20 protein-coding genes are annotated in these 20,599 nt (G+C 63.4%); 15 read left to right on the forward strand and 5 right to left on the reverse strand.

Translation table 11 applies throughout. The features are described 5' to 3' along the window. Positions 1 to 23 precede the first annotated feature (23 nt). The 5 genes from QMG84_RS03245 (at position 24) to QMG84_RS03265 (ending at position 4,310) form a co-directional block, all read left to right on the forward strand. A complete protein-coding gene (locus QMG84_RS03245) occupies positions 24 to 572 on the forward strand; it encodes an ABC-type transport auxiliary lipoprotein family protein (protein WP_281930420.1) in 549 nt (182 codons plus the stop codon). Between the two features lie 248 nt (positions 573 to 820). Further along, positions 821 to 1,210 carry a 2Fe-2S iron-sulfur cluster-binding protein gene (locus QMG84_RS03250; RefSeq protein WP_210340712.1) on the forward strand — a complete coding sequence of 130 codons (390 nt, stop codon included), beginning with the start codon at positions 821 to 823 and terminating at the stop codon, positions 1,208 to 1,210. A 298-nt stretch (positions 1,211 to 1,508) separates the two neighbouring features. Next, a complete protein-coding gene (locus tag QMG84_RS03255; RefSeq protein ID WP_202073985.1) occupies positions 1,509 to 2,558 on the forward strand; it encodes an NAD(P)/FAD-dependent oxidoreductase in 1,050 nt (349 codons plus the stop codon). Further along, positions 2,559 to 3,233 (forward strand): 4'-phosphopantetheinyl transferase family protein, encoded by a 675-nt coding sequence (locus QMG84_RS03260; protein WP_281930424.1) that lies wholly within the window; start codon positions 2,559 to 2,561, stop codon positions 3,231 to 3,233. Between the two features lie 36 nt (positions 3,234 to 3,269). Beyond that, entirely contained in the window at positions 3,270 to 4,310 is a 1,041-nt protein-coding gene (locus QMG84_RS03265; protein ID WP_281930426.1) for a linear amide C-N hydrolase, read from the forward strand. Positions 4,311 to 4,349: 39 nt separating this feature from the next. On the opposite strand, the gene QMG84_RS03270 is transcribed toward QMG84_RS03265, so the two are convergent. From QMG84_RS03270 to QMG84_RS03280, 3 genes are all read right to left on the reverse strand, one after another. Further along, positions 4,350 to 6,155 (reverse strand): hypothetical protein, encoded by a 1,806-nt coding sequence (locus QMG84_RS03270; RefSeq protein WP_281930428.1) that lies wholly within the window; start codon positions 6,153 to 6,155, stop codon positions 4,350 to 4,352. Between the two features lie 181 nt (positions 6,156 to 6,336). Then, the gene (locus tag QMG84_RS03275; protein ID WP_281930430.1) at positions 6,337 to 7,509 is read right to left on the reverse strand and encodes an extracellular catalytic domain type 1 short-chain-length polyhydroxyalkanoate depolymerase; all 1,173 of its coding nucleotides are present in this window, start codon (positions 7,507 to 7,509) and stop codon (positions 6,337 to 6,339) included. 30 nt (positions 7,510 to 7,539) lie between these two features. Then, positions 7,540 to 7,956 carry a CopG family transcriptional regulator gene (locus tag QMG84_RS03280; RefSeq protein WP_281930432.1) on the reverse strand — a complete coding sequence of 139 codons (417 nt, stop codon included), beginning with the start codon at positions 7,954 to 7,956 and terminating at the stop codon, positions 7,540 to 7,542. Positions 7,957 to 8,234: 278 nt separating this feature from the next. Here QMG84_RS03280 and rimP point away from each other — a divergent pair, with 278 nt between their 5' ends. The 8 genes from rimP (at position 8,235) to murI (ending at position 16,963) form a co-directional block, all read left to right on the forward strand. Then, positions 8,235 to 9,005 (forward strand): ribosome maturation factor RimP, encoded by a 771-nt coding sequence (rimP, locus tag QMG84_RS03285; RefSeq protein ID WP_281930433.1) that lies wholly within the window; start codon positions 8,235 to 8,237, stop codon positions 9,003 to 9,005. Positions 9,006 to 9,007: 2 nt separating this feature from the next. Next, entirely contained in the window at positions 9,008 to 10,612 is a 1,605-nt protein-coding gene (gene nusA, locus QMG84_RS03290; protein WP_281930435.1) for a transcription termination factor NusA, read from the forward strand. 5 nt (positions 10,613 to 10,617) lie between these two features. Continuing rightward, positions 10,618 to 11,367 (forward strand): RNA-binding protein, encoded by a 750-nt coding sequence (locus QMG84_RS03295; protein ID WP_202073978.1) that lies wholly within the window; start codon positions 10,618 to 10,620, stop codon positions 11,365 to 11,367. Continuing rightward, positions 11,360 to 14,014: a translation initiation factor IF-2 gene (gene infB / locus QMG84_RS03300; RefSeq protein ID WP_281930436.1), complete on the forward strand. Its 2,655-nt coding sequence runs from the start codon at positions 11,360 to 11,362 to the stop codon at positions 14,012 to 14,014. Before QMG84_RS03295 ends, infB begins: the two co-directional genes overlap by 8 nt. Before the next feature lie 147 nt (positions 14,015 to 14,161). After that, complete coding sequence (rbfA, locus tag QMG84_RS03305; protein WP_202073976.1) at positions 14,162 to 14,584, forward strand: 30S ribosome-binding factor RbfA; 423 nt, start codon at positions 14,162 to 14,164, stop codon at positions 14,582 to 14,584. An 8-nt stretch (positions 14,585 to 14,592) separates the two neighbouring features. Beyond that, entirely contained in the window at positions 14,593 to 15,495 is a 903-nt protein-coding gene (gene truB, locus QMG84_RS03310) for a tRNA pseudouridine(55) synthase TruB (RefSeq protein ID WP_281930437.1), read from the forward strand. 242 nt (positions 15,496 to 15,737) lie between these two features. Further along, positions 15,738 to 16,040, forward strand: coding sequence for a hypothetical protein (locus QMG84_RS03315; protein WP_281930438.1), 303 nt, complete (start codon positions 15,738 to 15,740; stop codon positions 16,038 to 16,040). 116 nt (positions 16,041 to 16,156) lie between these two features. Beyond that, positions 16,157 to 16,963 (forward strand): glutamate racemase, encoded by an 807-nt coding sequence (murI, locus tag QMG84_RS03320; RefSeq protein WP_281930439.1) that lies wholly within the window; start codon positions 16,157 to 16,159, stop codon positions 16,961 to 16,963. On the opposite strand, the gene QMG84_RS03325 is transcribed toward murI, so the two are convergent. Further along, the gene (locus QMG84_RS03325; protein WP_281930440.1) at positions 16,942 to 18,168 is read right to left on the reverse strand and encodes a cytochrome-c peroxidase; all 1,227 of its coding nucleotides are present in this window, start codon (positions 18,166 to 18,168) and stop codon (positions 16,942 to 16,944) included. The genes murI and QMG84_RS03325 overlap by 22 nt on opposite strands. Before the next feature lie 323 nt (positions 18,169 to 18,491). Here QMG84_RS03325 and QMG84_RS03330 point away from each other — a divergent pair, with 323 nt between their 5' ends. Then, positions 18,492 to 18,872, forward strand: coding sequence for a hypothetical protein (locus QMG84_RS03330; protein ID WP_281930442.1), 381 nt, complete (start codon positions 18,492 to 18,494; stop codon positions 18,870 to 18,872). Positions 18,873 to 18,912: 40 nt separating this feature from the next. Here the strand turns inward: QMG84_RS03330 and QMG84_RS03335 are convergent, their stop codons facing one another. Continuing rightward, positions 18,913 to 19,113, reverse strand: a complete 201-nt coding sequence (locus tag QMG84_RS03335; RefSeq protein WP_202074129.1) for a CsbD family protein — start codon at positions 19,111 to 19,113, stop codon at positions 18,913 to 18,915. Positions 19,114 to 19,356: 243 nt separating this feature from the next. On the opposite strand from QMG84_RS03335, the gene QMG84_RS03340 reads away from it, so the two are divergent. Then, positions 19,357 to 20,505 (forward strand): serine/threonine-protein kinase, encoded by a 1,149-nt coding sequence (locus QMG84_RS03340; protein ID WP_281930443.1) that lies wholly within the window; start codon positions 19,357 to 19,359, stop codon positions 20,503 to 20,505. Positions 20,506 to 20,599: the final 94 nt, after the last annotated feature.

Raw genomic sequence — 20,599 nt, forward strand, 5'->3', positions numbered from 1 at the left:
AGAGCATTTTCACGAGGCCGAGATTGCGCGGATCTATTGCCGGCCTTGCCTTTTTTGTCGCCGGCTGCGTCCAGGCCCCGCGCGAAACATTCGATCTCGCCGTGGCGCCGCCCCCCGTGTCGGTCGCGACCGCCGGCCCTGTTCTCGCGGTCCGAGAGCCGACCGCGACGCCGCCGACGAGTTCCCCGCGCGTGGTCGTGCGCGCTCCCGATGGCAGCGTCGCTCTGCTGCCCGACGCGCAATGGTCGGAGCCTCTGCCGCGTCTCCTGCGCGCGCGCATGATCGAGGCCCTGCAACGCCGCGGCGTCGCCGCTTCGTGGATCGGCTACGGAAGCAACCGGGCGCTCGCGACCGATATTCGGCGATTCGAGATCGACGCGGCGCGCAACGTCGCTGTCGTGGAGATCGCCGCCTATATCGTCGACGAAAGCAGCGGCGCAACGCGCGCGGGGCGCAGCTTCGCCGCCGAAGCGCCGACGCCGGAAACGATCGGGCCGGACGCCGTTCGCGCGCTTGCCCAGGCGGCGGCGCAGGTCTTCGCCCAGACGGCCGATTGGGCGCGCGGGCGCTAGCGCGCTTTGCGGAATGCGCTCTCGGGAGAGGCTGCGGTGGGAGTCGGACTCTCTTGGCCAAAAGGCGCGCGGCGGGGCGCCTGGGAAATGCGCGGAAGTCTTGTTGGGGGCTAGCGCGACAAACGGGCCGATGCTAATCGAACGCAGCAAAAATCGAGCGTTCGGCGCGGCCGAACGGCGGAATGCGTTCGGGGGCGCGGTGTTTGGCGAAACCTCGGCGTTGACTGCGCACAGGGAAGACGGGCGTCATGGTGAAGATGAGCTTCGACGACACAGCGACACGCTACGGCGCCGAACCGGGCGGCGGCGCGCCGACCAAGGTCAAGATCACCTTCGTCGACTCCAACGGCCAGCCCCGCACGGTCGAGGGCGAGGTCGGCTCCACCGTCATGGAGACGGCCCGCCGCAACGACATCCCGGAGATCGCGGCAGAATGCGGCGGCGCCTGCGCCTGCGCCACCTGCCATGTCTATGTCGACGAGAAATGGGTCGAAAAGGCCGGCAAGCCCTCGCAGATGGAAGAGGACATGCTCGACTTCGCCTTCGACGTGAAGCCGAATTCGCGCCTGTGCTGCCAGATCACCGTGCGCCCGGAACTCGACGGGCTCGTGGTGACGACCCCCGCCCAGCAGGGCTGATAAAAAAGGACCGCCCCAATGGACCGCGAGCCTTCAGGCTCGCTTAAAAATGCGCGCCTGAGGGCGCGCGGTCCATTGCGGCGCCCCCCGCGCCGCGGTTTAGCGTTGCATCTTGCGGCGAATGCTATAGACGAACGCGAGCGGCGGCGGATGGCTCATCCGCCGGTCGGCTGGCCGCGTTCGAAAATCCTCCCCGATTTCTTCGCCAGGCCGTTTCCGACCCGAGAGCGGGCATTCGCCCATTCGCCGTCCAATGCCTGCGGCGATGCGCGCCGCCATTGATGTGAGGATTTGACACATGAACCAGGTCAACGAAGCCGCGATCGAAACCGATGTCGTTATCGTCGGCGCCGGCCCGGCCGGGCTTTTCGCGGTGTTCGAACTGGGCCTCCTGGACATCAAATGCCATGTCATCGACATTCTGCCGCGCGCCGGCGGCCAGTGCTCGGAGCTTTACCCCGAGAAGCCGATCTATGACATTCCCGGCCTGCCGGAGATCACCGGCCAGGGCCTGACGGATAATCTGCTCAAGCAGATCGAGCCCTTCCATCCGACCTTCCATTTCAACGAGATGGTCGAGACGCTCACCTCGCTCGGCACGCCCGAGAAGCCGGCCTTCCGCCTCACCACCGACGCCGGCAAGGTTTTCCTCGCCAAGGTCGTCATCGTTGCGGCCGGCGGCGGCTCGTTCCAGCCCAAGAAGCCGCCGATCCCCACGATCGAGCAATATGAGGGCAAGTCGGTCTTCTACGCCGTGCGTCGCATGGAGGACTTCCGCGACAAGGACGTGGTGATTGTCGGCGGCGGCGATTCGGCGCTCGACTGGACGCTGAACCTGCAGCCGATCGCCAAGAGCCTGACGCTGGTGCATCGCCGCGACGCCTTCCGCGCCGCGCCGCATTCGGTCTCGGCCATGCAGGAGCTGGTCGCGGCCGGCAAGATTTCCTTCAAGCTCGGGCAGATCACGACGGTCGAGGGCGCTGACGGCGAGCTGTCCACCGCGCTTCTGAAGGGCAATGACGGAAGCGAATTGAAGCTCCCCTGCCAGCGTCTCATGCCGTTCTTCGGCCTGACGATGAAGCTCGGCCCGGTCGCCGAATGGGGCCTGCAGCTCAACGAGAATCTCATTCCGGTCGACACCGAGAAATTCGAGACGAGCCATCCGGGCATCTTCGCCGTCGGCGACATCAACTACTATCCGGGCAAGTTGAAGCTCATTCTCTCGGGCTTCCACGAGGGCGCGCTCGCGGCGCAGAAGGCGCATCGCTACATCTATCCCGAGAAGAAGCTGCTGTTTCAATACACGACGTCGTCGACCAATCTGCAGAAGAAGCTCGGCGTCTCCTAAGTGGACGTCGCGGTCCGGGCGCTGGACATTTCGGGCGTTGCGCCCGAACAATGGCCAGCGCTCGCCGCACTGCTCGATGAGGCGGAGCGCGCGCGCGCCGCGCGCTTTGCCTTTGAAGAAGACCGCCATTCTTACATCGCCGCCCATGCGCTATTGCGGGCGGAGCTTTCCCGGCGCGCCGGCCCTGCGCCACATGAGTGGCGCTTTGCGGCGACGGCGCTCGGCAAGCCTTTTCTCCTCGACCCGCCTCGCGATCTGCGTTTCAGCCTCACCCACACGCGCGGCATGGTGGCGGTCGCCGTCACGGAAGGCCTCGAGATCGGCGTCGACGTCGAATCCGAGGATCGGCGCGCGGAAAGCATGAAGCTCGCGGAGCGTTTCTTCGCGCCGCAGGAAGTCGCGCTGCTGCGCGCTGTCGAGGGCGATGCGCGGCGCGAGATGTTTTTCGCCATCTGGACGCTGAAAGAGGCGGTGGTGAAGGCCACAGGCCAGGGGCTCTCCCGCGCGCTCGACAGTTTCGCCGTCTCGCCCGATCCGCCGCGCGTGACGATGGGCGATGGAGCGTGGAGCGCCGACCATTGGCGCCTCGGCTCGTTTCATTTCGCGCTTGCGGCGCAAGGCGTGCTCACCGCCGATTTCGGCATGGTGGATGTTGGCTTAACCTTCTCGCCATAGGCTCGCGCGCGTGCCTGCCTCATGGAGGATCACGCGATGAAGAAAGCCCTTTTCAGTCTGTGCCTCATCTCAGCCTTCGCTTTTTCCGGCCTCTCCGCCAAGGCCTGCACGCGCATCCTGTACGAGACGGGGACCAAGTCCTACCAAATCGGCCGCTCCATGGACTGGATGGTGGACCCCGGAACCGATCTCTGGTCCTTCCCCAAGGGCATGGCGCGCGACGGCGGCGTGGGGCAGGGGGCGATCAAATGGACCGCCAAGCATGGCTCGGTCATCAGCTCCTTCTATAATCTCGCGACAGTCGACGGCATGAACGACGCAGGCCTCGTCGCCAATGTGCTCTATCTCGTCGAGGCCGACTATGGCGACGCCGCCAAATCGAAGAAGCCGAAGCTCTCCATCGGCGCCTGGGGGCAATACGCGCTCGATAATTTCGGCTCGGTCGGCGAGGCCGTGGCGGCGCTGCAAAAAGAGCCCTTCGTCCTCGTCGCGCCAGACCTGCCGGACGGCAATAAGGCGGGCGCCCATCTCTCCCTCGCCGACGCCTCTGGCGACAGCGCGATCTTCGAATATATCGGCGGCAAACTCGTCATCCACCATGGCGCGCAATATCGCGTGATGACCAATTCGCCGAGTTTCGACCAGCAGCTTGCGATCGAATCTTATTGGAAGGACGTCGACGGCGAGAAATTCCTGCCCGGCACGGCCCGCTCCGCCGACCGTTTCGCGCGCGTGAGCTGGAATCTGAACGCCGTCGCCAAGGAGAAGGACCCGCGGCTCGCCACCGCCACAACCTTCTCGCTGATCCGCGCCATCTCCGTGCCGCTGAGCATTTCGGATAAGGAGCATCCGAACATCGCCTCGACCATCTGGCGCACCGTCTCCGACACGGCGGCCAAGCGCTATTATTTCGAAAGCGCCTACAGCCCCTCGATCTTCTGGGTGGACCTCGACAGGCTGAAATTGGAGCCGGGCGCAAAGCCCATGAAGCTCGATTTGAGCGGCAAGCCGATACTGTCGGGAGAGGTTTCGGGGAAGTTTGCGGAGGCGGAGGCGTTCAATTTTTTGGCGAAGTGAGGCGGGAGGGGTTCTGTATGAGATGGCGAGCAGTTGGAATCAATGAGGCTCTAGTATCATTGACACGACTTGTCCGAGAATGAGCCCCATTGGAAGCACAGTGACGATAATGATGCCTGCGGAGACGGCAAACGGGTTTTTCTCCAAATCAAACCACCCACGACCGACGCCTAGTATCCAAGTTGTTCGTAGAGTGACAGCCGAAAGGACGTAGAGTGCGAGCGACGCATAAAACAGCATCGCTAGGAACAATCCGGTTGACGCGAACACCGATACCATAATGGGGCCAACGGGAGGATTAGATATTCTTGACCAGTAATATATGTGCCGTAGTGCTGGACCTATGTAGGCGAGAGCATAGGTCGTGCACTCGGAAACGTTGGGTATGCTATCCTCAAAAATTAATTTTGAATCGCACAGAAAAATAAACTCTTTTGCTTTCTTGTATGGAATATCCATCTCTGTCGGAGAAAATCTTATCATCAGCCCTCTAATAGATTGTTCTGCTATCCTTAGAAATGGAATTGCTAGGAATTGATCTTGAACAACATGGCTTTGTGCGTAGGCTGCAAAGTAGACGTTTAAATTTGGATGGTTGTGGAAGCCATTCGCAAGACGCAGGGTGCCATGCTTGAAAGTCTTTCCTTCACGTAGAAATTCTTCTAAATTGTCCTCTGCCTTTGGGGGTTGTGCGTTGTCTAGCTGAATGTCAAACGCCTTCCATAGAGTGTTGCTAATTTCATCTGAATTTATTCCCTTAGATGTCATATATATTTCTGTTCCAGAAAGTGAATTTTTCTGTCCAGAAAAATTCATTTCGTAAGGCTCTATCTGGAATTCATCTACTCGGAGCGAGTTGTGCTTGATAAATTCTTTGAAGTCACTTCCAAAAGAAGCGTCATTTGCAAAGCGAATGTTGGGTGCGTCATTTTCCGATTCGCTGACCTTTTCTGTCGCACCCCTTTTCTTTGACTTCGGAGCCTGGCTATCTTTTGGTTCTGCCAAAATCGATGAGCTGACATATAGGTCAACTACTCTGCCTGTCGCATCATCTATCTCGAAGATAGCAGTCATCGCGATAGGAAAAATGAAGACAAACAAATTTATTGTAATGATTAAGTCGCATAATCCAAGAAATAACATGTCAGTGAAAGATCGAATGCTACTGGCAAAGCGCATAAACATTGCAGTTTGTAGAACGCTGGTTAAATCGTTCAGAATCACTGTTCCTACAACGATTACAATATAGATAGCCTTTAGATTCTGAGGTTGACTATCTGCGAATTTAAAAAAATAAAAAGGGCTTGTGTCATAAATTATAGAATATACGAATATTATGCATATTAGAGCGGCTACTGTAGTTGATAATGATTTTAATAAGTTCGCAACTGACAAATGATTTCCAATAAAAAACCTTCCAAAGGTGTTCTCGATAAAGAAAATTGTGAACTCATTTAAACCCATTTTTCTAAAACTGTGATCTCGAATCATCATTTCACGCAGGCGCGAACGTAGCTCGTTTGACGAGAGCTTATCCATCAGAGTAGCGAAGCCAAACAACGCGGCCGCACCAGCGAAAAAAAGTTTCCACGCGGATAAGAAAACCATTTTGCGACCTGAAATTGAGGGTGGGCTTTCGAAGCTATAGCATGCCGCTGTGGGCCGACAACCAAGCAAGTCCTTTGCGATGGAAGCGCTGGCCAGGACGCGCCACCCATGTGAGAGGCACGAGGTGCTGCGAAAAAGGTTGGGATCGATAGCTGCAAGATAGAACTGCCCAGCTAAAGTGTCTTGAGCAGCTCGCGTCCCGGCGGGCTGAAAGCCCGACTGGGAATCCAGAGCCACAAAAGCGCTGGTTTTGTTCAGAGCCCGTCATTGCTAGCAAAGGGAAGCAATCCAGGGCAGCGATGCGGCCCTGGTTTGCTTCGTCGGCTCCGCCTCCTCGCAATGACGGCGGTAATTCCTGTTTGTCCGACTGTGCGAGCGTCGGGAATGACACGGAACCGTATGTCGAGCGCGCGACCGCTCACCGCTCCAGAAAGAACCGAACCATCTCGCGCGACGCATTAGGTCCGCGTTGCTCAGTGTGAGAGCCTTCGGGCGCGCCACCTGACCATGCATGGCCCAACCCCTCGATGGCCCAATATTCCAATTGCGGAAGGCCGTTCACATCGGCGACAACCGTGTGATTATATTCAAGCCCATTCGCCACTCCCTGCCGTAATGTTTCCTGATGGCCATGGGAAACGCCCGCTTGCGCCTCCGCGAGAATGAGTTCTGCATTCGTCGGATGGACCTTACGATCAGACGCACCGTGGAAAATAATCGTGCGCGCGCGGTCCCTGGCTTGCCGCCCGCCGTGCTGGGCAAATTTGCCGCTCATCGCGACGAAGGCGGAGGCTTGATCGGTCGCGACGCCATAGGCCAGCCCGGAGTGAATGCCTGCCCCGGCGTAGAGGTCGGGATAGGTCACGCTCATGACCTCGGCCATCGCGCCGCCGGCGGAGAGGCCAGCAACGAAGACGCGTTCATGGTCGACGCCCATTTCTAAGATCAAGGCGCGGGTGAGGCCGGCGATAATGCTCGGCTCCCCCGAACCACGGATCTGATGTTGCTGGTTGAACCAGTTCCAGCAGCCGAGCTGATTGGCGGTCATGGGCTGCTCGGGATAGGCGACGATAAAACCATGCTCTTCGGCGAGACTGTTCATACGGGTCCCCACCGCGAAATCGTCCGAGTTCTGCGTGCACCCGTGCAGCATCACGACCAATGGCGCTCCGCCGCGCATCTTGCTCGGGACGTAGACCTTGTAAGGTCGGGTCCCCGCCTGACAGGCGAATGTGCGTGACAGATAGGATGCGCCGTCCGGCACATGCACACGGGGCCTTTTGCCGAGCTTCGCGAGGGCCTCCGCCCCGAGGCCGAGGTTTGGAAGCTCGCCGCTGCGCAGGCGCTCCAAAGTCTCCCCGAGCGGCATTCGCAAGCCCCGCGCGAAAGTCGCGCCGCCCGGCGCGGCGTCGACCGGCGGTTCGATCCTCGGCGCGGTTCGAGCGGCCGGCTCTTGCGGCGCAGGCTGAGTGGCGGGGAGCGGGGGCTCCCCCGTGAGACCGTGCAACAGCATGCGAGTCGCTTCCGCGGGCGCCTGGTCACGGACCAACCGCATAGCCTTTTTCATCGTGTCGCCGAAGAACGATCCCATTGAGTGTCTCCTGCAGGGAAGGGGTAGCGTTCAGCCGATCCGGTCTGAAAGCGCCGCTTTTACCGGTGGGCTTGCTTGAAGCGCTCCGAGAACGGTGATCGATTCGATCGTGTCGCGCGCCAATTCGGGCGTGACGTCATCGGCGATCGTGGCGAGTCCCAGGACCTGTATGCGAAGCATGCGACCGGCGGCCTTCACGGTTTCCAGTTCCGTGCGGCTGAAATGCCTCAGGCCCAGCTCCAGCGTGTTGCGGACGATCGATTGCTTTATCGCGTCCGAATGGGTCGTGAGCTGATTGCGGATTGCCGTGCGGATGAAGTCGGTGCGGTTCGAATAGAAACCTTCGCGCACCAGAAGGTCGATATGGCCGAGATCGACATATCCGACGTTCACGGTGATTTTTTCAGTGTCGCCGGCTCTATCGCGCAGCCTGTGAATTTCTGCCATCGCCCTCCTCCGCCATCCTGCTGGATGGTATGTGGATGGCGTTCAGTCGCTTTCAAGCGCCGCAATTGTCTAAACCGAGCCCCTACGGCCGAGCGGCAACTCAACGAAAGACATTATCCATCCGCTCTTTTCCTTGCCTCCCCCCACCCCTTCGGTATATAAGCTCCCCACTTCCTTCTCATAACGACCATCCTCGAATGGTCGCCGTTGAGAGTGGGCCCTCCGCCGGGACCCGCTCTTTTCGCATTGGCGGACTCAACAGACAGGACCAGACACGCTTGACGCAAAACGCCGCTCCCATCGACGCCCCGCTCGACGAGCCCCGTCTCGTCTCCGAGACCGGCGTCGCCGCGCGCGTGGCGCATGTCGCCGAGCCGGTGCTGGCGCAGCTCGGCTTCCGGCTCGTGCGCGTCAAGCTGATGCAGCAGAATGGCCAGACGCTGCAGATCATGGCCGAGCGGCCCGATGGGATCATGACCATCGACGATTGCGAGGCGGCAAGCCAGGCGCTTTCGCCCGAGCTCGACGTCGCCGACGTCATCGCCAATGAATATCGCCTCGAAGTTTCCTCGCCCGGCGTCGACCGGCCGCTGGTCCGTATCTCCGATTTTCTCCGCGCGATCGGCCATGAGGCGCGCGTCGAACTGACGCATCCGGTGGAATCCGGGCGCAAGCGCTTTCGCGGGATCATCAAGGGCGTCGAGGGCGAAGGTCGCGGCGCCAAACTGGCGATCGAGCGCACCGACGCGCGTTCCGACGAGGAGAAGCTCGTCACCGTGCCGCTCGCCGATCTCGACGAGGGCAAGCTGATGCTCACCGAGGCGCTGATCCGCGAATCGCTGCGCGCCGGCAAGCTTCAGCAGGCGGGCGAGGAAGAAGACGGCGTCCCGCAAGAGCCGGAGGACGAGCGCCCGCGCCGCGGGCCGGGCCGTTTCCGCAGCCCGCAGAAGAACAAGCCCAAGCCGCTGGTTCCGGCCGGCGTACAAACGCAATTCAAGAAAGGTCCGGGGCCCGCAAAGCCTCGCGCCGCCCGCTCCGAGGGAGATTGATAATGGCCGTCAGCGCCAACCGACTCGAGATTTTGCAGATTGCCGACGCCGTCGCGCGCGAGAAGTCGATCGATCGCACGATCGTCATCGCCTCGATGGAGGATGCGCTGCAAAAGGCGGCGCGTTCGCGCTATGGCCAGGAGACCGAGGTGCGCGCAGAGATCAATCCGCGCACTGGCGAAGTGCGCTTCTCGCGCCTGCTGCTCGTCGTCGACAAGGTCGAGAACGACGCCACGCAGATTTCGATCGAGGACGCCCGCAAGCGCAATCCTGCGGCGCAGACCGGCGACTGGATTTCCGAGACGCTGCCGCCTTTCGACTTCGGCCGCATCGCCGCGCAGTCGGCCAAGCAGATCATCGTGCAGAAGGTGCGCGAGGCCGAGCGCGATCGCCAATATGAGGAATATAAGGACCGTATCGGCGAGATCGTGAGCGGCGTCGTCAAGCGCGTCGAATATGGCAATGTGATCATCGATCTCGGCCGCGGAGAAGGCATCATTCGCCGCGACGAGATGATCCCGCGCGAGATGTTCCGCCCCGGCGACCGCGTGCGCGCCTATGTCTATGACGTGCGGCGCGAGCAGCGCGGCCCGCAGATTTTCCTGTCGCGCACCCATCCGCAATTCATGGCGAAGCTCTTCAAGCAGGAAGTGCCGGAAATCTATGACGGCGTGATCGAGGTGAAGTCGGTCGCCCGCGATCCGGGCTCGCGCGCCAAGATCGCCGTGGTGTCGCGCGATTCGTCGATCGACCCGGTCGGCGCCTGCGTCGGCATGCGCGGCTCGCGCGTGCAGGCGGTGGTGCAGGAGCTGCAGGGCGAGCGTATCGACATTATCCCGTGGTCGGCGGACGCCGCGACTTTCATCGTCAATGCGCTGCAACCGGCGGAAGTGGTGAAGGTGGTTCTCGACGAAGATTCGTCGCGCATCGAAGTCGTCGTGCCCGACGACCAATTGTCTCTGGCCATCGGCCGCCGCGGCCAGAATGTGCGTCTCGCCTCGCAGCTGACGGGCTGGGACATCGACATCATGACCGAGGCCGAAGAATCCGAGCGCCGCCAGAGAGAATTCGAGGAGCGCACGCGCGTCTTCATGTCGGCGATCGACGTCGACGAGGTTGTCGGCCGGCTGCTGGCGTCGGAAGGCTTCCGCTCGGTCGAGGAGCTGGCTTTCGTCGAGCTTCCCGAACTCGCCTCGATCGAAGGCTTCGACGAGGAGACGGCGGGCGAGATTCAGATGCGCGCGCGCAATTATCTCGAGCGCGTGGAGCAGGAGAACGAGAACCGCCGCAAGGAAATGGGCGTCTCCGACGAATTGCGCGAGATCGACGGCATGACCACCGCGATGCTGGTCAGGCTCGGCGAGAACGACGTGAAGTCGATGGAAGATTTCGCGGGCTGCGTGCCCGACGATCTCGTCGGCTGGACCGAGAAGAAGGACGGCGAGACCAAGAAGCACGACGGCTTCTTCACGGGCATCGATCTGTCGCGCGAAGAGGCGGAGGCGATGATCATGACCGCGCGCGTGCGCGCCGGCTGGATCGAGCAGCCCCAGGAAGCGGTCGACGCCGGCGAGGCGACCGAGGCGGCTGAGGCGGAGGGCGAATAAGCACGGTGACGGCCTTGGCGAAAGAAGAGCGCGAGTCCGAGCGGACCTGCATCGTCACGCGGCGGCGAGAGCCGCCGGAGGCGATGATCCGCTTCGTGCGCGGGCCCGATGGGGTCATTGCGCCGGACATTCGCGCGCGTCTGCCGGGCCGGGGGGTGTGGGTCGGCGCGTGCGCCGCGCTGGTCGCGGAGGCGGCGAAGAAGCGCATGTTCGCGCGCAGCCTCAAGGAGCAGGTGGAAACCCCGCCGCAACTCGCGGAGGACGTCGATCGCCTGCTCGAAGCTGATTGCCTGCAGATGCTGGCGCTCGCCAACAAGGCGGGCGCGGTGACGGCGGGTTTCAACAAGGTCGCGGATTTGCTCGAGAAGGGCGCCGTCGGCGCGCTCCTCGAGGCGCGCGACGGCGGCGCCGACGGCAAGCGCAAGCTGCGACAAAGCGCGCGCCGGGGCGAGGTCGCGACGAATCGGGAAAACGATGGCGTTCCACCGATCATAGGCTTATTTACGTCGAGCCAATTGGATTTGGCTTTAGGTCGCACAAATGTGATACATGCAGCGGTCGCCTCTGGCGGACCGGGCACGAGTTTTCTTTCGCGGTGCCGTCGGCTGGCGGCTTATAGGGGCATGACGCTGGACGGCGCGCCCCTCGCGGCGCAGATGATGCGGGATGAACAACCGGACGCTGGCGAGCGGCCGGACGAGACTGTGGAAAAAAGCGGGTCGGAAGCGGCCGAGGATCGGAAGCTGGATGAGTGAGAGCGAAAATAGCGACAAGACTGTGACTGCCGCGCCGTCGAAGACGTTGCATCTGAAGCAGCGCCCGGCGGGGGAGCAGGGCATGGTGCGCCAGAGCTTCTCCCATGGCCGCTCGAAAGTGGTCGTGGTCGAGAAGGTGAAGCGCCGCGCGCCGGGCCATCCCGAGCCGCAAAAGCCGGCGGCGGCTGCGCCTGCCGCGCCGCCCCCGCCTGCCGCCCCGAAGCCCTCCGCTCCGCCGCCGCGGCAGGAGCGTCCGTCGCCGCCGCGTGGCGGCGCCGCCGGCATGGTGCTGCGTGCGCTGACCGATGAGGAGCGCGAGGCTCGCGCCCGCGCGCTGGTCGACGCCCGCTCGCGCGAAGAGGATGAGCGACGCCGCGCCGAGGTCGAAGCCAAGGCGCGCGCCGAGCGCGAGGAGCGCGAGCGCGCCGAACGCGCCGCCGCCGAAGCGCGCAAGCGTGAAGAGGAAGAGCGCCTCGCTCGTGAGGCGGAAGCCAAGCGCAAGGCCGAGGACGAGGCCCGCCGTCGCCTGCCGCAGGACCAGCAGCACGCCGCGGCTCCCGCCGCGCCGTCGCGGCCGGCCGCGCCCGCGCCGAGGGCCGCCGCGCCGGCCGGAAGGCCTGCGGCGCCTGCCGCCCGACCGGGTCAGCCGGGCCAGGTCGAGACGACGACGATCCGCCGTCCGCCCGCCCGCACCGTTGGCGGTTTCACGCCGCCGACGCCGCCGCGTCCCGCGCCCTCGCGCGGCGGCGCGATGAAGGATCGCGGCCGTCTGACCGTCTCGACCGCCACCGCGGGAACGGACGAGGAGCGCACGCGTTCCGTCGCCTCGTTCAAACGGCGTCAGCAGCGTCTGTTCCGCGGGCAGGTCGAGCAGAAGGAAAAGGTGCTGCGCGAGGTGATCCTCCCCGAGACGATCACCATCCAGGAACTCGCCAACCGAATGTCGGAACGCGCCGTCGACGTCATCCGCCTGCTGATGAAGCAGGGCGAGATGCACAAGATCACCGATGTGATCGACGCCGACACCGCGCAGCTCGTCGCCGAGGAGATGGGTCACACCGTCAAGCGCGTCGCCGAGTCGGACGTCGAGGAGGGCCTGTTCGACACGCCCGACGCCGAGGCCGACCTCGAGTCGCGCCCGCCGGTCGTCACCATCATGGGCCACGTCGACCACGGCAAGACCTCGCTGCTCGACGCGATCCGTCAGGCGAATGTGGTTGCGGGCGAAGCCGGCGGCATCACGCAGCATATCGGCGCCTATCAGGTGACCTCGCCCGGCGGCCAGCCGATCACCTTCATCGACACGCCCGGCCACGCCGCCTTCACCGCCATGCGCGCCCGCGGCGCCAAGGTGACGGACATCGTCGTGCTCGTCGTCGCCGCCGATGACGGCGTCATGCCGCAGACGATCGAAGCCATCAATCACGCCCGCGCGGCGGGCGTTCCGCTGATCGTCGCGATCAACAAGGTCGACAAGCCGGACGCCAAGCCCGAGCGCGTGCGCACCGAGCTTCTGCAGTATGAGGTGCAGGTCGAAAGCATGGGCGGCGAGACGCTCGAAATCGAAGTCTCCGCCAAGCAGAAGACCAATCTCGACAAGCTGCTCGAGGCCATTGCGCTCCAGGCGGAGGTGCTCGACCTCAAGGCCAACGCCGAACGCGCGGCCGAGGGCACGGTGATCGAGGCGCGTCTCGACAAGGGCCGCGGCCCGGTTGCGACCATGCTCGTCCAGCGCGGCACGCTGCATGTGGGCGACATTATCGTCGCCGGCACGCAATGGGGCCGCGTCCGCGCCCTGCTCGACGACAAGGGCGCCACGCGCCAGGAAGCTGGCCCGTCCTTCCCGGTGGAGATTCTCGGCTTCAACGGCACGCCCGAGGCTGGCGACCGCGTCGCGGTTGTCGAGTCGGAAGCGCGCGCCCGCGAGATCACCGAGTATCGCGAGCGCATGAAGCGCGACAAGCTCGCCGCCCGCGGCGGCACGGCGCGCGGCTCGCTCTCCGACATGATGAACCAGCTCAAGACGGCGGGCCGCAAGGAATTCCCGCTCGTAATCAAGGGCGACGTTCAGGGTTCGGTCGAAGCCATCGCCGCCGCGCTGGAGAAGCTCGGCACGGATGAGGTCGGCGCGCGCCTTGTGCATGTGGGCGTCGGCGGCATCTCCGAATCGGATATTGCGCTCGCCGAGGCGTCGAACGCCGCGGTCATCGGCTTCAACGTGCGCGCCCACAAGGAAGCGCGCGAAGCGGCCGAACGCGCCGGCATCGAGATCCGCTACTACAACATCATCTACAACCTCGTGGATGACGTGAAGGCGGCGATGTCGGGCCTGCTCTCGCCGACGTTGCGCGAGACGATGCTGGGCAATGCGCAGATCCTCGAAGTGTTCGACATTTCGAAGGTCGGCAAGGTCGCGGGCTGCCGCGTCACCGACGGCAGGGTCGAGCGCGGCGCTAGCGTGCGCCTCATCCGCGACAATGTCGTGGTGCACGAGGGCAAGCTGTCGACGCTCAAGCGCTTCAAGGACGAGGTCAAGGAGGTCGACGCCGGCCAGGAATGCGGCATGGCCTTCGAGAACTACCAGGACATGCGCGCCGGCGACGTCATCGAGTGCTACCGCGTCGAGGAAATCAAGCGGACGCTGTAACAGGGCCGCTCCGAGAACGCCCGCGCCTTCGCGTCATTGCGGGGAGCAAAGCGACGAAGCAATCCAGAGCCGATGGCGCTTTTCTGGATTGCTTCGCTTCGCTCGTAACGGCGTTCGCCAAGCGACATTGAGATCAGAAACATAGCCATGTCCCGATCCCATCATTCAGCCGGCTCCGCGCCGTCGCAGCGCATGCTGCGCGTGGGAGAGCTCGTGCGCCATTCCATGGCGCGGATGCTCGCGCGCGGCGATATCAACGACCCCGTGCTCGAAAAGCATGTGGTCACGGTCGCGCGCGTGAAGATGAGCCCCGACCTCAAGCTCGCGACGATCTTCGTCATGCCGCTCGGCGGCAAGGACGAGCCGGAGGTCATCGCCGCGCTCGACCGCCACAAGAAATTCCTGCGCGGCGAGATCGCGCATGAGCTGAACCTGAAATTTGCGCCGGACATCCGTTTCCGCATCGACGACAGCTTCGACACTGTGTCGCGCATCGACGCGATCCTCAATTCCGAGCGCGTCAAGCGCGACCTCGAAGCGTCGGACGACGACGCTCAGGACAACGCCTGAAGAAGATCATGAGTCAGAAAAGATCCAATCGCGCCGTCGTCGACGGCTGGGTGGTGCTCGACAAGCCCGTGGGCCTCACCTCCACGCAGGCGGTCTCGCGCCTGAAGCGCATTTACAACGCCCAGAAGGCCGGCCACGCCGGCACCCTCGATCCGCTGGCGTCGGGCATCCTCCCCGTCGCCTTCGGCGAGGCGACCAAGACCGTTCCTTTCGTGCAGGACGGTGAGAAAGCCTATCGCTTTACCGTGCGCTGGGGCGCCGAGAGCAACACCGACGATTCCGACGGCGAGATCACGCGCACCAGCGAGAAGCGGCCTGAGCGCGCCGAGATCGAGGGGCTCATGCCGCAGTTTCTGGGCGACATTCTCCAGACGCCGCCGCAGTTTTCGGCCATCAAGATCGCCGGCGCCCGCGCCTATGATCTGGCGCGCGATGGCGCGCAGGTGGACCTCAAGGCTCGCGCCGTTACCATCCATTCGCTGACGATCGAGGCCTTTTCCCCGGGGGAGACCGTCTTCTTCATGGAATGCGGCAAGGGCGCCTATGTGCGCGCGATCGCCCGCGACCTCGGGCGGCTGATGGGCTGCTACGGCCACGTCACGGCGCTGCGCCGCACGCGCGTCGGGCCCTTCATCGAAGAAGATTCCTACACGCTGGACGAGATCGAAGCGCAGGGCATGGCGGCGGATGCGATGCTTTCCGTCGAGGCGGGCCTTTCGGAGCTTCCCTGCGTTGTCGTCGATCGCGATACGGCGGCGCGGCTGCGGCGCGGCGGCTCGGTGATCCTGCGCGGCCGCGACGCGCCGGCGGAAGGCGTTGTCTATGCGGCCTGCGGTGGCGTGCCGGTGGCTTTCGGCGAGGTTATCGAGGGCGCGTTGGAGCCCGCGCGCGTGTTCAACCTGCCGTTTTGATCGGCTCGGCGCACTGCGCATCTGAAATATGTGAAGCCGTCGCGCCGCCCGGCCCTTGCGCGCTCTCGAGAAAGCGGAAGGCCTGCAAGGGGCTTAGTCCGCAATTCCGACTAAACGGGACGGCCCCAAGCTGTCGTCCCGACTTAAATCCAAGACTATTTGAGCCTGTTTTGAGGTCGCGCCGATATCAGCTATATTGGAGGCGTGGAAAACACTTTGGCGTCGAGTGGAGCCGCCAGCCGATGGCCGACGAACAAGACAATCTGGTCCTGCATCTGCTCCGCGAGATGCGCGCCAATATGGCGACCAAGGAAGATATCGCCGACCTGCGCGCCGAGGTGCATTCCCTACGCGCGGACGTCGCATCAGACATCCACACGCTGGATGAGAAAATCAGCGTCACGCGCAAAGAATTAAGCGATCAGATCGTTGGGCTGCGTCGCGCCGTTGTGGAATATCACTCGGCCGTCATTGGTCACGGCGTCATCATTAGCGAGCTTGAAGCGCGCTTGCGCCGAGTGGAGCAGCAGCTCAATCTGCAGTGAGCACAGGCTTTCCACCGACATTCCATCCTTGGAAGCGCAGCGAAAAATCGCGTCGACGTCGGCGAGCAACACGGGATGGAGTTGGTAGATTTGCCGATACTTTTTGACAACTGCCGATGACCCGACGTCCAAAAATCCTCGTCTTCGACTCCGGCCTCGGCGGCCTCACCGTCTTCTCCGAGATCATCAAGCTGCGGCCCGGCGCGGATTACGTCTATTGCGCTGACGATGCGGGCTTCCCCTATGGCGGTTGGAAAGAGCCCGACCTCGTAAAGCGCGTCGCGCAGGTGATGCAGGAGCTCATCTCCAAACACGCGCCGGATATGGATATGGTCGTCATCGCCTGTAATACGGCCTCGACCATCGTGCTGCCGGCGCTGCGGGACCACTGGCCGCACATCCCCTTCGTTGGCACGGTCCCGGCCATCAAGCCGGCGGCGGAGCGCTCGCGCTCGCATCTGATTTCCGTGCTCGGCACGCCCGGCACGGTGGCGCGGGATTACACGCAGAACCTCATTGCGCAATTTGCCGCGCATTGCCGCGTGACGCTCGTCGGCTCGGCCATGCTGGCGCGGCTTGCCGAAGCAAGGATGCAGGGGCAGGGCGTCTGCGACGAGGATATCGGCGCCGAAATCGCCCCCTGCTTCAAGGAGGAGGGCGGCGCGCGCACCGACGCCGTCGTGCTCGCCTGCACCCATTATCCGCTGCTCATCGAGGATTTTCGCCGCCTCGCGCCCTGGCCCGTCGACTGGATCGACCCGGCGCCGGCGATTGCGCGGCGCGTGGATCAATTGCTGCGGGACGCGGGCTATGAGGAGACTTTCGCCGCGACGGGGCAGGCAAGCGCGGTGTTCACCAGCGGGGCGAAACCCGACGCGCAATTGCGCGCCGCGCTTGCGCGCTATGGCTTGGTCGCCACCTGAGGCTTGTCGGTCAGCGTTTCGAGGAAAGCGACGATCGCGTCGATATCTTTCTCGGAGAGACGCGGCTTCTGCCCTTCCTTACGGTCGTAAGGCGCTTCTTTCGTGTTCACATTAGCGCGATATTCGGCCGGCAGATCGTTGAACTTTTCCGCCTTGGGGTACCAGCGCGCCGGATCGGTGTCGCGCGTCGCATAGAAGGCGACGACGTCGCGCAGCTTCGTGAATGCGCCATTGTGCAAGTAAGGGCCGGTCACGGCGACGTTTCGCAGGGTCGGCACTTTGAAGGCCCCGCAGACGCTGCCGACATCGAAGCCCGCAGGCGCCAGCTTCTCGAGGCCCGGTCGCTTGCACAGGCCGAGGTCGGGCGCATTCGCCGTGGCCACGATCGCCGCGTTCTTCGGCGCGCCCAGCGCGTCATAGGTGTAGTCGGTGAAAAGCCAATCTTTCGGGTCGCGCGAGTCTTCCTTGCCGACGTGGCAGGCGAGGCAATTGCCTTTCTTGGGGTCTTTGAAAAGCGCGAAGCCTTTCTTCTCGATCGCCGTCAGTTCCGCCTTGCCGCGCAGATAGTCGTCGAACTTCGAGGCGAAGGGATGGAAGCGCGCGCTCGACTCATAGGCGACGACGGCCTGCGCGAGCTTCTCGAATGCGGCGTCGGGATTGTCGAAGATCTTCTCGCCGTAGACTTCCTTCACGAGCGACGCGTAAGCGCCGTCGCGGATCGCCTCCACAGCGAAACGCTTGGAGGGCGCGTTCATCTCCAGCGGATCGAGCAGGGGGCCTTCGAACTGCGCCAAGAGGTCGTTGGCGCGCCCGTCGAGGAATTGGCCCCCCGCGGGGACTTTCTCGACCTTGCCCGTCTCCTCGTCCTTGTCGTCGATGAAGCCGAAGGGCGGCGCGAGAGAGGCGTAGAGGATCGTCGGGGTATTGCGTTTGCCGAGCGAATTGGGCTGTGAGCCGCGCGCGACGGCTGGGACCGGCGAGCCGTTGGAGCCCTGGAAGGCGGTCGCCGCATCATGGCAGGAGGCGCAGGAGACGCCGGCGGGGCGGGAGAGGGTCTTATCCTCGAAAACGCGCTTTCCCAGGCGCTCGACAGGCGTTAGGCCCGCCTCGTCGGAGTCGAGCGCCATGGCGCCGCTAGGGGCGAGCCAAGTGAGCGCGGCAAGCGCAAAAATCAGGGCCCGGCCTTTGGAATAATGGGGAAGCATCGCCGCTCGCGTCGTAAACTGCCTAGCTCGATAGTAGGAAGAGCGCGTCGGGCGCGTCAATTTGGATAGCTTACATTCGTTCCAGATAGGACTGCGCTTTGTCGTCGCGCCTCGCGCCCTGGGTGATACGAGATCCGCTTGATTGGCTCGGTGTCATTCCCGACGCTCGCAAAGCGAGCGATCGGGAATCCAGAGCAAAACCAGCGCTTTTGTGGCTCTGGATTCCCGGTCTGGCTTTCAGCCCGCCGGGAATGACATCCCCGAATGCGAGCTGTTCAAACAGAAATGGTATCGGATGGGAACCGCCAATTAGGAAGACTTGAATGCGCAAAACGAACCTCATGTCGATTTGCCTGCTGGCGGCGTTCTGGGTCCTCCCTGCCGCCGCCGATGACTGTTCCGATCTCGAGGCGCAGGAGGCCAAGGTCGCCGCAGCGAAGAATTGCGGCGAGGCTCACAAGCTTTATGAGGCCTGTCTTTGGGGATCGACCGCCGACATTCAGCGGGGCTCAATGGTGACGGAGACTTGCGAAAAAGCCTTTCTGTCGAGCCTGAAACCCGCCCAGCAGAAAAGCTACAGCCGGAAAAAAGACGCCTGCGCAAAAAAATATCGCAACCAGTCCGGCACGATGTATCGTTCGATGGAAGCAGTGTGCGCGGCCGACGCGGCGCATGATTATTGGAAGAAATACGGAACGAAATAAGCAAAAAGAAAGGCGGCCGGTTGGTCGGCCGCCTTTTGCTTCAGTGCAAGGTCTTCAGCCAATCGTCGACGTTGCGCTTCGCCTGATCCTTGCCAATTCCATATTTTTCCTGGATCTTGCCTTCAAAGACTTCGCGGCTGCCTTCCATCTTATCGATCTCGTCGTCGGTGAGCTGCCCCCATTGTTCCTTGATCTTGCCTTTGAATTGCTTCCAGTTGCCTTCAATGCGGTTCCAATCCATGTCGGGTCTCCTGATCGCTTGGCGGGCTCTTGGGACGCCGCCGATGGGCCCAAAACGCATGCGCCGCGGCGACGTTCCGGCGGCAGCTGGGCTTAAGAGGCGAATAACCGCCACAATTTATGGTTTCGATTCGGAAAACGAATGAGCCGGATTGGCCCGCGCCAGATTTGGTCAGCGCCGAGATCGGCTTTTGGAATAGCGCCGCGAACAGGGCGGCGCGCGACGTCAGCTAAGTGAGTAGCCATGACCCAACAGGCCGACGACAAGGAACTCATGGCGGCTTTCGCCGAGTTCAAGCAACTCTTGCAGCGCGAGAGCGAGCCGGTCGGCGCTTCCAAGGCGCCAGCAGTCAGCCTTGCGCCCGAAGCCACCGCCGCGACGCTGGACGGCGCAGCTCTGGAGGCGCCGCGCCTTTTTGCCGCCGACGCCCCGATCGCGCGCCCTCTCGCCAATAATTTTGCGCCCCCGCCGGTCGCTCCTGCGCTGGGCGGGGCGGAGGGCTGGACTGTAGCGTCCTCTGGAGAAGGCGAGGCTCCCGTCGCTGAAAGCGAGGCGAGCGGCGGCCGCCGAAAGCTTGTCTATGTTTCCTTGGCGGTTATCGCGATCGGCGTGGCGAGCCTCGGCTGGACGCTGACCAAGTGGCGCCCGGCGGAAGACCCGGTCGCCGATCTGAGCTTGCCGGCTGAACCTGAGGCCCTGGCGCCCGGCGCCAGTGAGGCGGCGCTCGAGCCGCCTGCCGCCGAACCGGCGAAGGACCTCACTCCCGTCATCGAAACTCCAACGACCGACAAGGCGGAATTGACGCCGCCGCAGGCGGCAGAGGCGCCGGCTCACGGACAGCTCCAGCCTGCAACGGCCCCTGCGCCCGAAGCGGCCGCTACGGCGCTTCCTGAGCCCGCGGCTCCGGCGCCGGCGCCCGCCCCGAGGCGGGTAGAGGCGGTTTCGGCGCCGCCGGCGGCGCCCGAGGCTGTCGCGCCCGTCGCCGCCGCTGCGGCAGGGGCTGCGCTTTCGTCGACTGGCGCCGGCGCCGCGAGATTGACGCCGCCTTCCGCGCCCAGAACAGCCGCGCTGCCGCCCGCAAATCGGTTCACCCCGCCGGAGCCGGCGGCGCCAGCGGCTCAACCGGCGCCCAAGCCGCCCGCGCCCGCCAAGATCGCAAAGCCGAAGGCCGCTCCGGCCGCCGCCGCAGCCAAGCACGCAAAGCCCCGCCCGGCGCCGGCCGAGCGCGCGCCCGTGGCGTCGGCCGCGCCGGTCGCCGCCGCTGCGCCGGAACCCGCTCCGCCGCCGCCGCCGCCGCCTCAGAGCGAGGGCGGCCCCCTCGGCTTCATGAAGCGCACGCTCAACTCCGTGGGCTCCACGATCAGCGGCGTCACGCGCAGCGTGATTCCATAAGTAACCCCGTATCAGGTTGCTAAATCAGCCGCTCCGTCGCAAGGTGAAGGCGACGGGGCGGTTTTTCTTTGGGAAAGCGCGCCCCCGGCAAGCG

This window comes from Methylocystis iwaonis (assembly GCF_027925385.1).
In the GTDB taxonomy this organism is placed as follows: Bacteria; Pseudomonadota; Alphaproteobacteria; order Rhizobiales; family Beijerinckiaceae; genus Methylocystis; species Methylocystis iwaonis.

Excerpts from the sequence above, each read along its gene's own strand:
- QMG84_RS03335 (WP_202074129.1), bottom strand. The coding sequence starts at position 19,113 with ATGGATTGGAACCGCATTGAAGGCAACTGGAAGCAATTCAAAGGCAAG.
- QMG84_RS03315 (WP_281930438.1), top strand. The coding sequence starts at position 15,738 with ATGGCCGACGAACAAGACAATCTGGTCCTGCATCTGCTCCGCGAGATG.
- murI (WP_281930439.1), top strand. The coding sequence starts at position 16,157 with ATGACCCGACGTCCAAAAATCCTCGTCTTCGACTCCGGCCTCGGCGGC.
- nusA (WP_281930435.1), top strand. The coding sequence starts at position 9,008 with ATGGCCGTCAGCGCCAACCGACTCGAGATTTTGCAGATTGCCGACGCC.
- QMG84_RS03255 (WP_202073985.1), top strand. The coding sequence starts at position 1,509 with ATGAACCAGGTCAACGAAGCCGCGATCGAAACCGATGTCGTTATCGTC.
- QMG84_RS03275 (WP_281930430.1), bottom strand. The coding sequence starts at position 7,509 with ATGGGATCGTTCTTCGGCGACACGATGAAAAAGGCTATGCGGTTGGTC.
- QMG84_RS03340 (WP_281930443.1), top strand. The coding sequence starts at position 19,357 with ATGACCCAACAGGCCGACGACAAGGAACTCATGGCGGCTTTCGCCGAG.
- QMG84_RS03280 (WP_281930432.1), bottom strand. The coding sequence starts at position 7,956 with ATGGCAGAAATTCACAGGCTGCGCGATAGAGCCGGCGACACTGAAAAA.
- QMG84_RS03330 (WP_281930442.1), top strand. The coding sequence starts at position 18,492 with ATGCGCAAAACGAACCTCATGTCGATTTGCCTGCTGGCGGCGTTCTGG.
- QMG84_RS03325 (WP_281930440.1), bottom strand. The coding sequence starts at position 18,168 with ATGCTTCCCCATTATTCCAAAGGCCGGGCCCTGATTTTTGCGCTTGCC.
- QMG84_RS03265 (WP_281930426.1), top strand. The coding sequence starts at position 3,270 with ATGAAGAAAGCCCTTTTCAGTCTGTGCCTCATCTCAGCCTTCGCTTTT.
- QMG84_RS03250 (WP_210340712.1), top strand. The coding sequence starts at position 821 with ATGGTGAAGATGAGCTTCGACGACACAGCGACACGCTACGGCGCCGAA.
- truB (WP_281930437.1), top strand. The coding sequence starts at position 14,593 with ATGAGTCAGAAAAGATCCAATCGCGCCGTCGTCGACGGCTGGGTGGTG.
- infB (WP_281930436.1), top strand. The coding sequence starts at position 11,360 with ATGAGTGAGAGCGAAAATAGCGACAAGACTGTGACTGCCGCGCCGTCG.
- rbfA (WP_202073976.1), top strand. The coding sequence starts at position 14,162 with ATGTCCCGATCCCATCATTCAGCCGGCTCCGCGCCGTCGCAGCGCATG.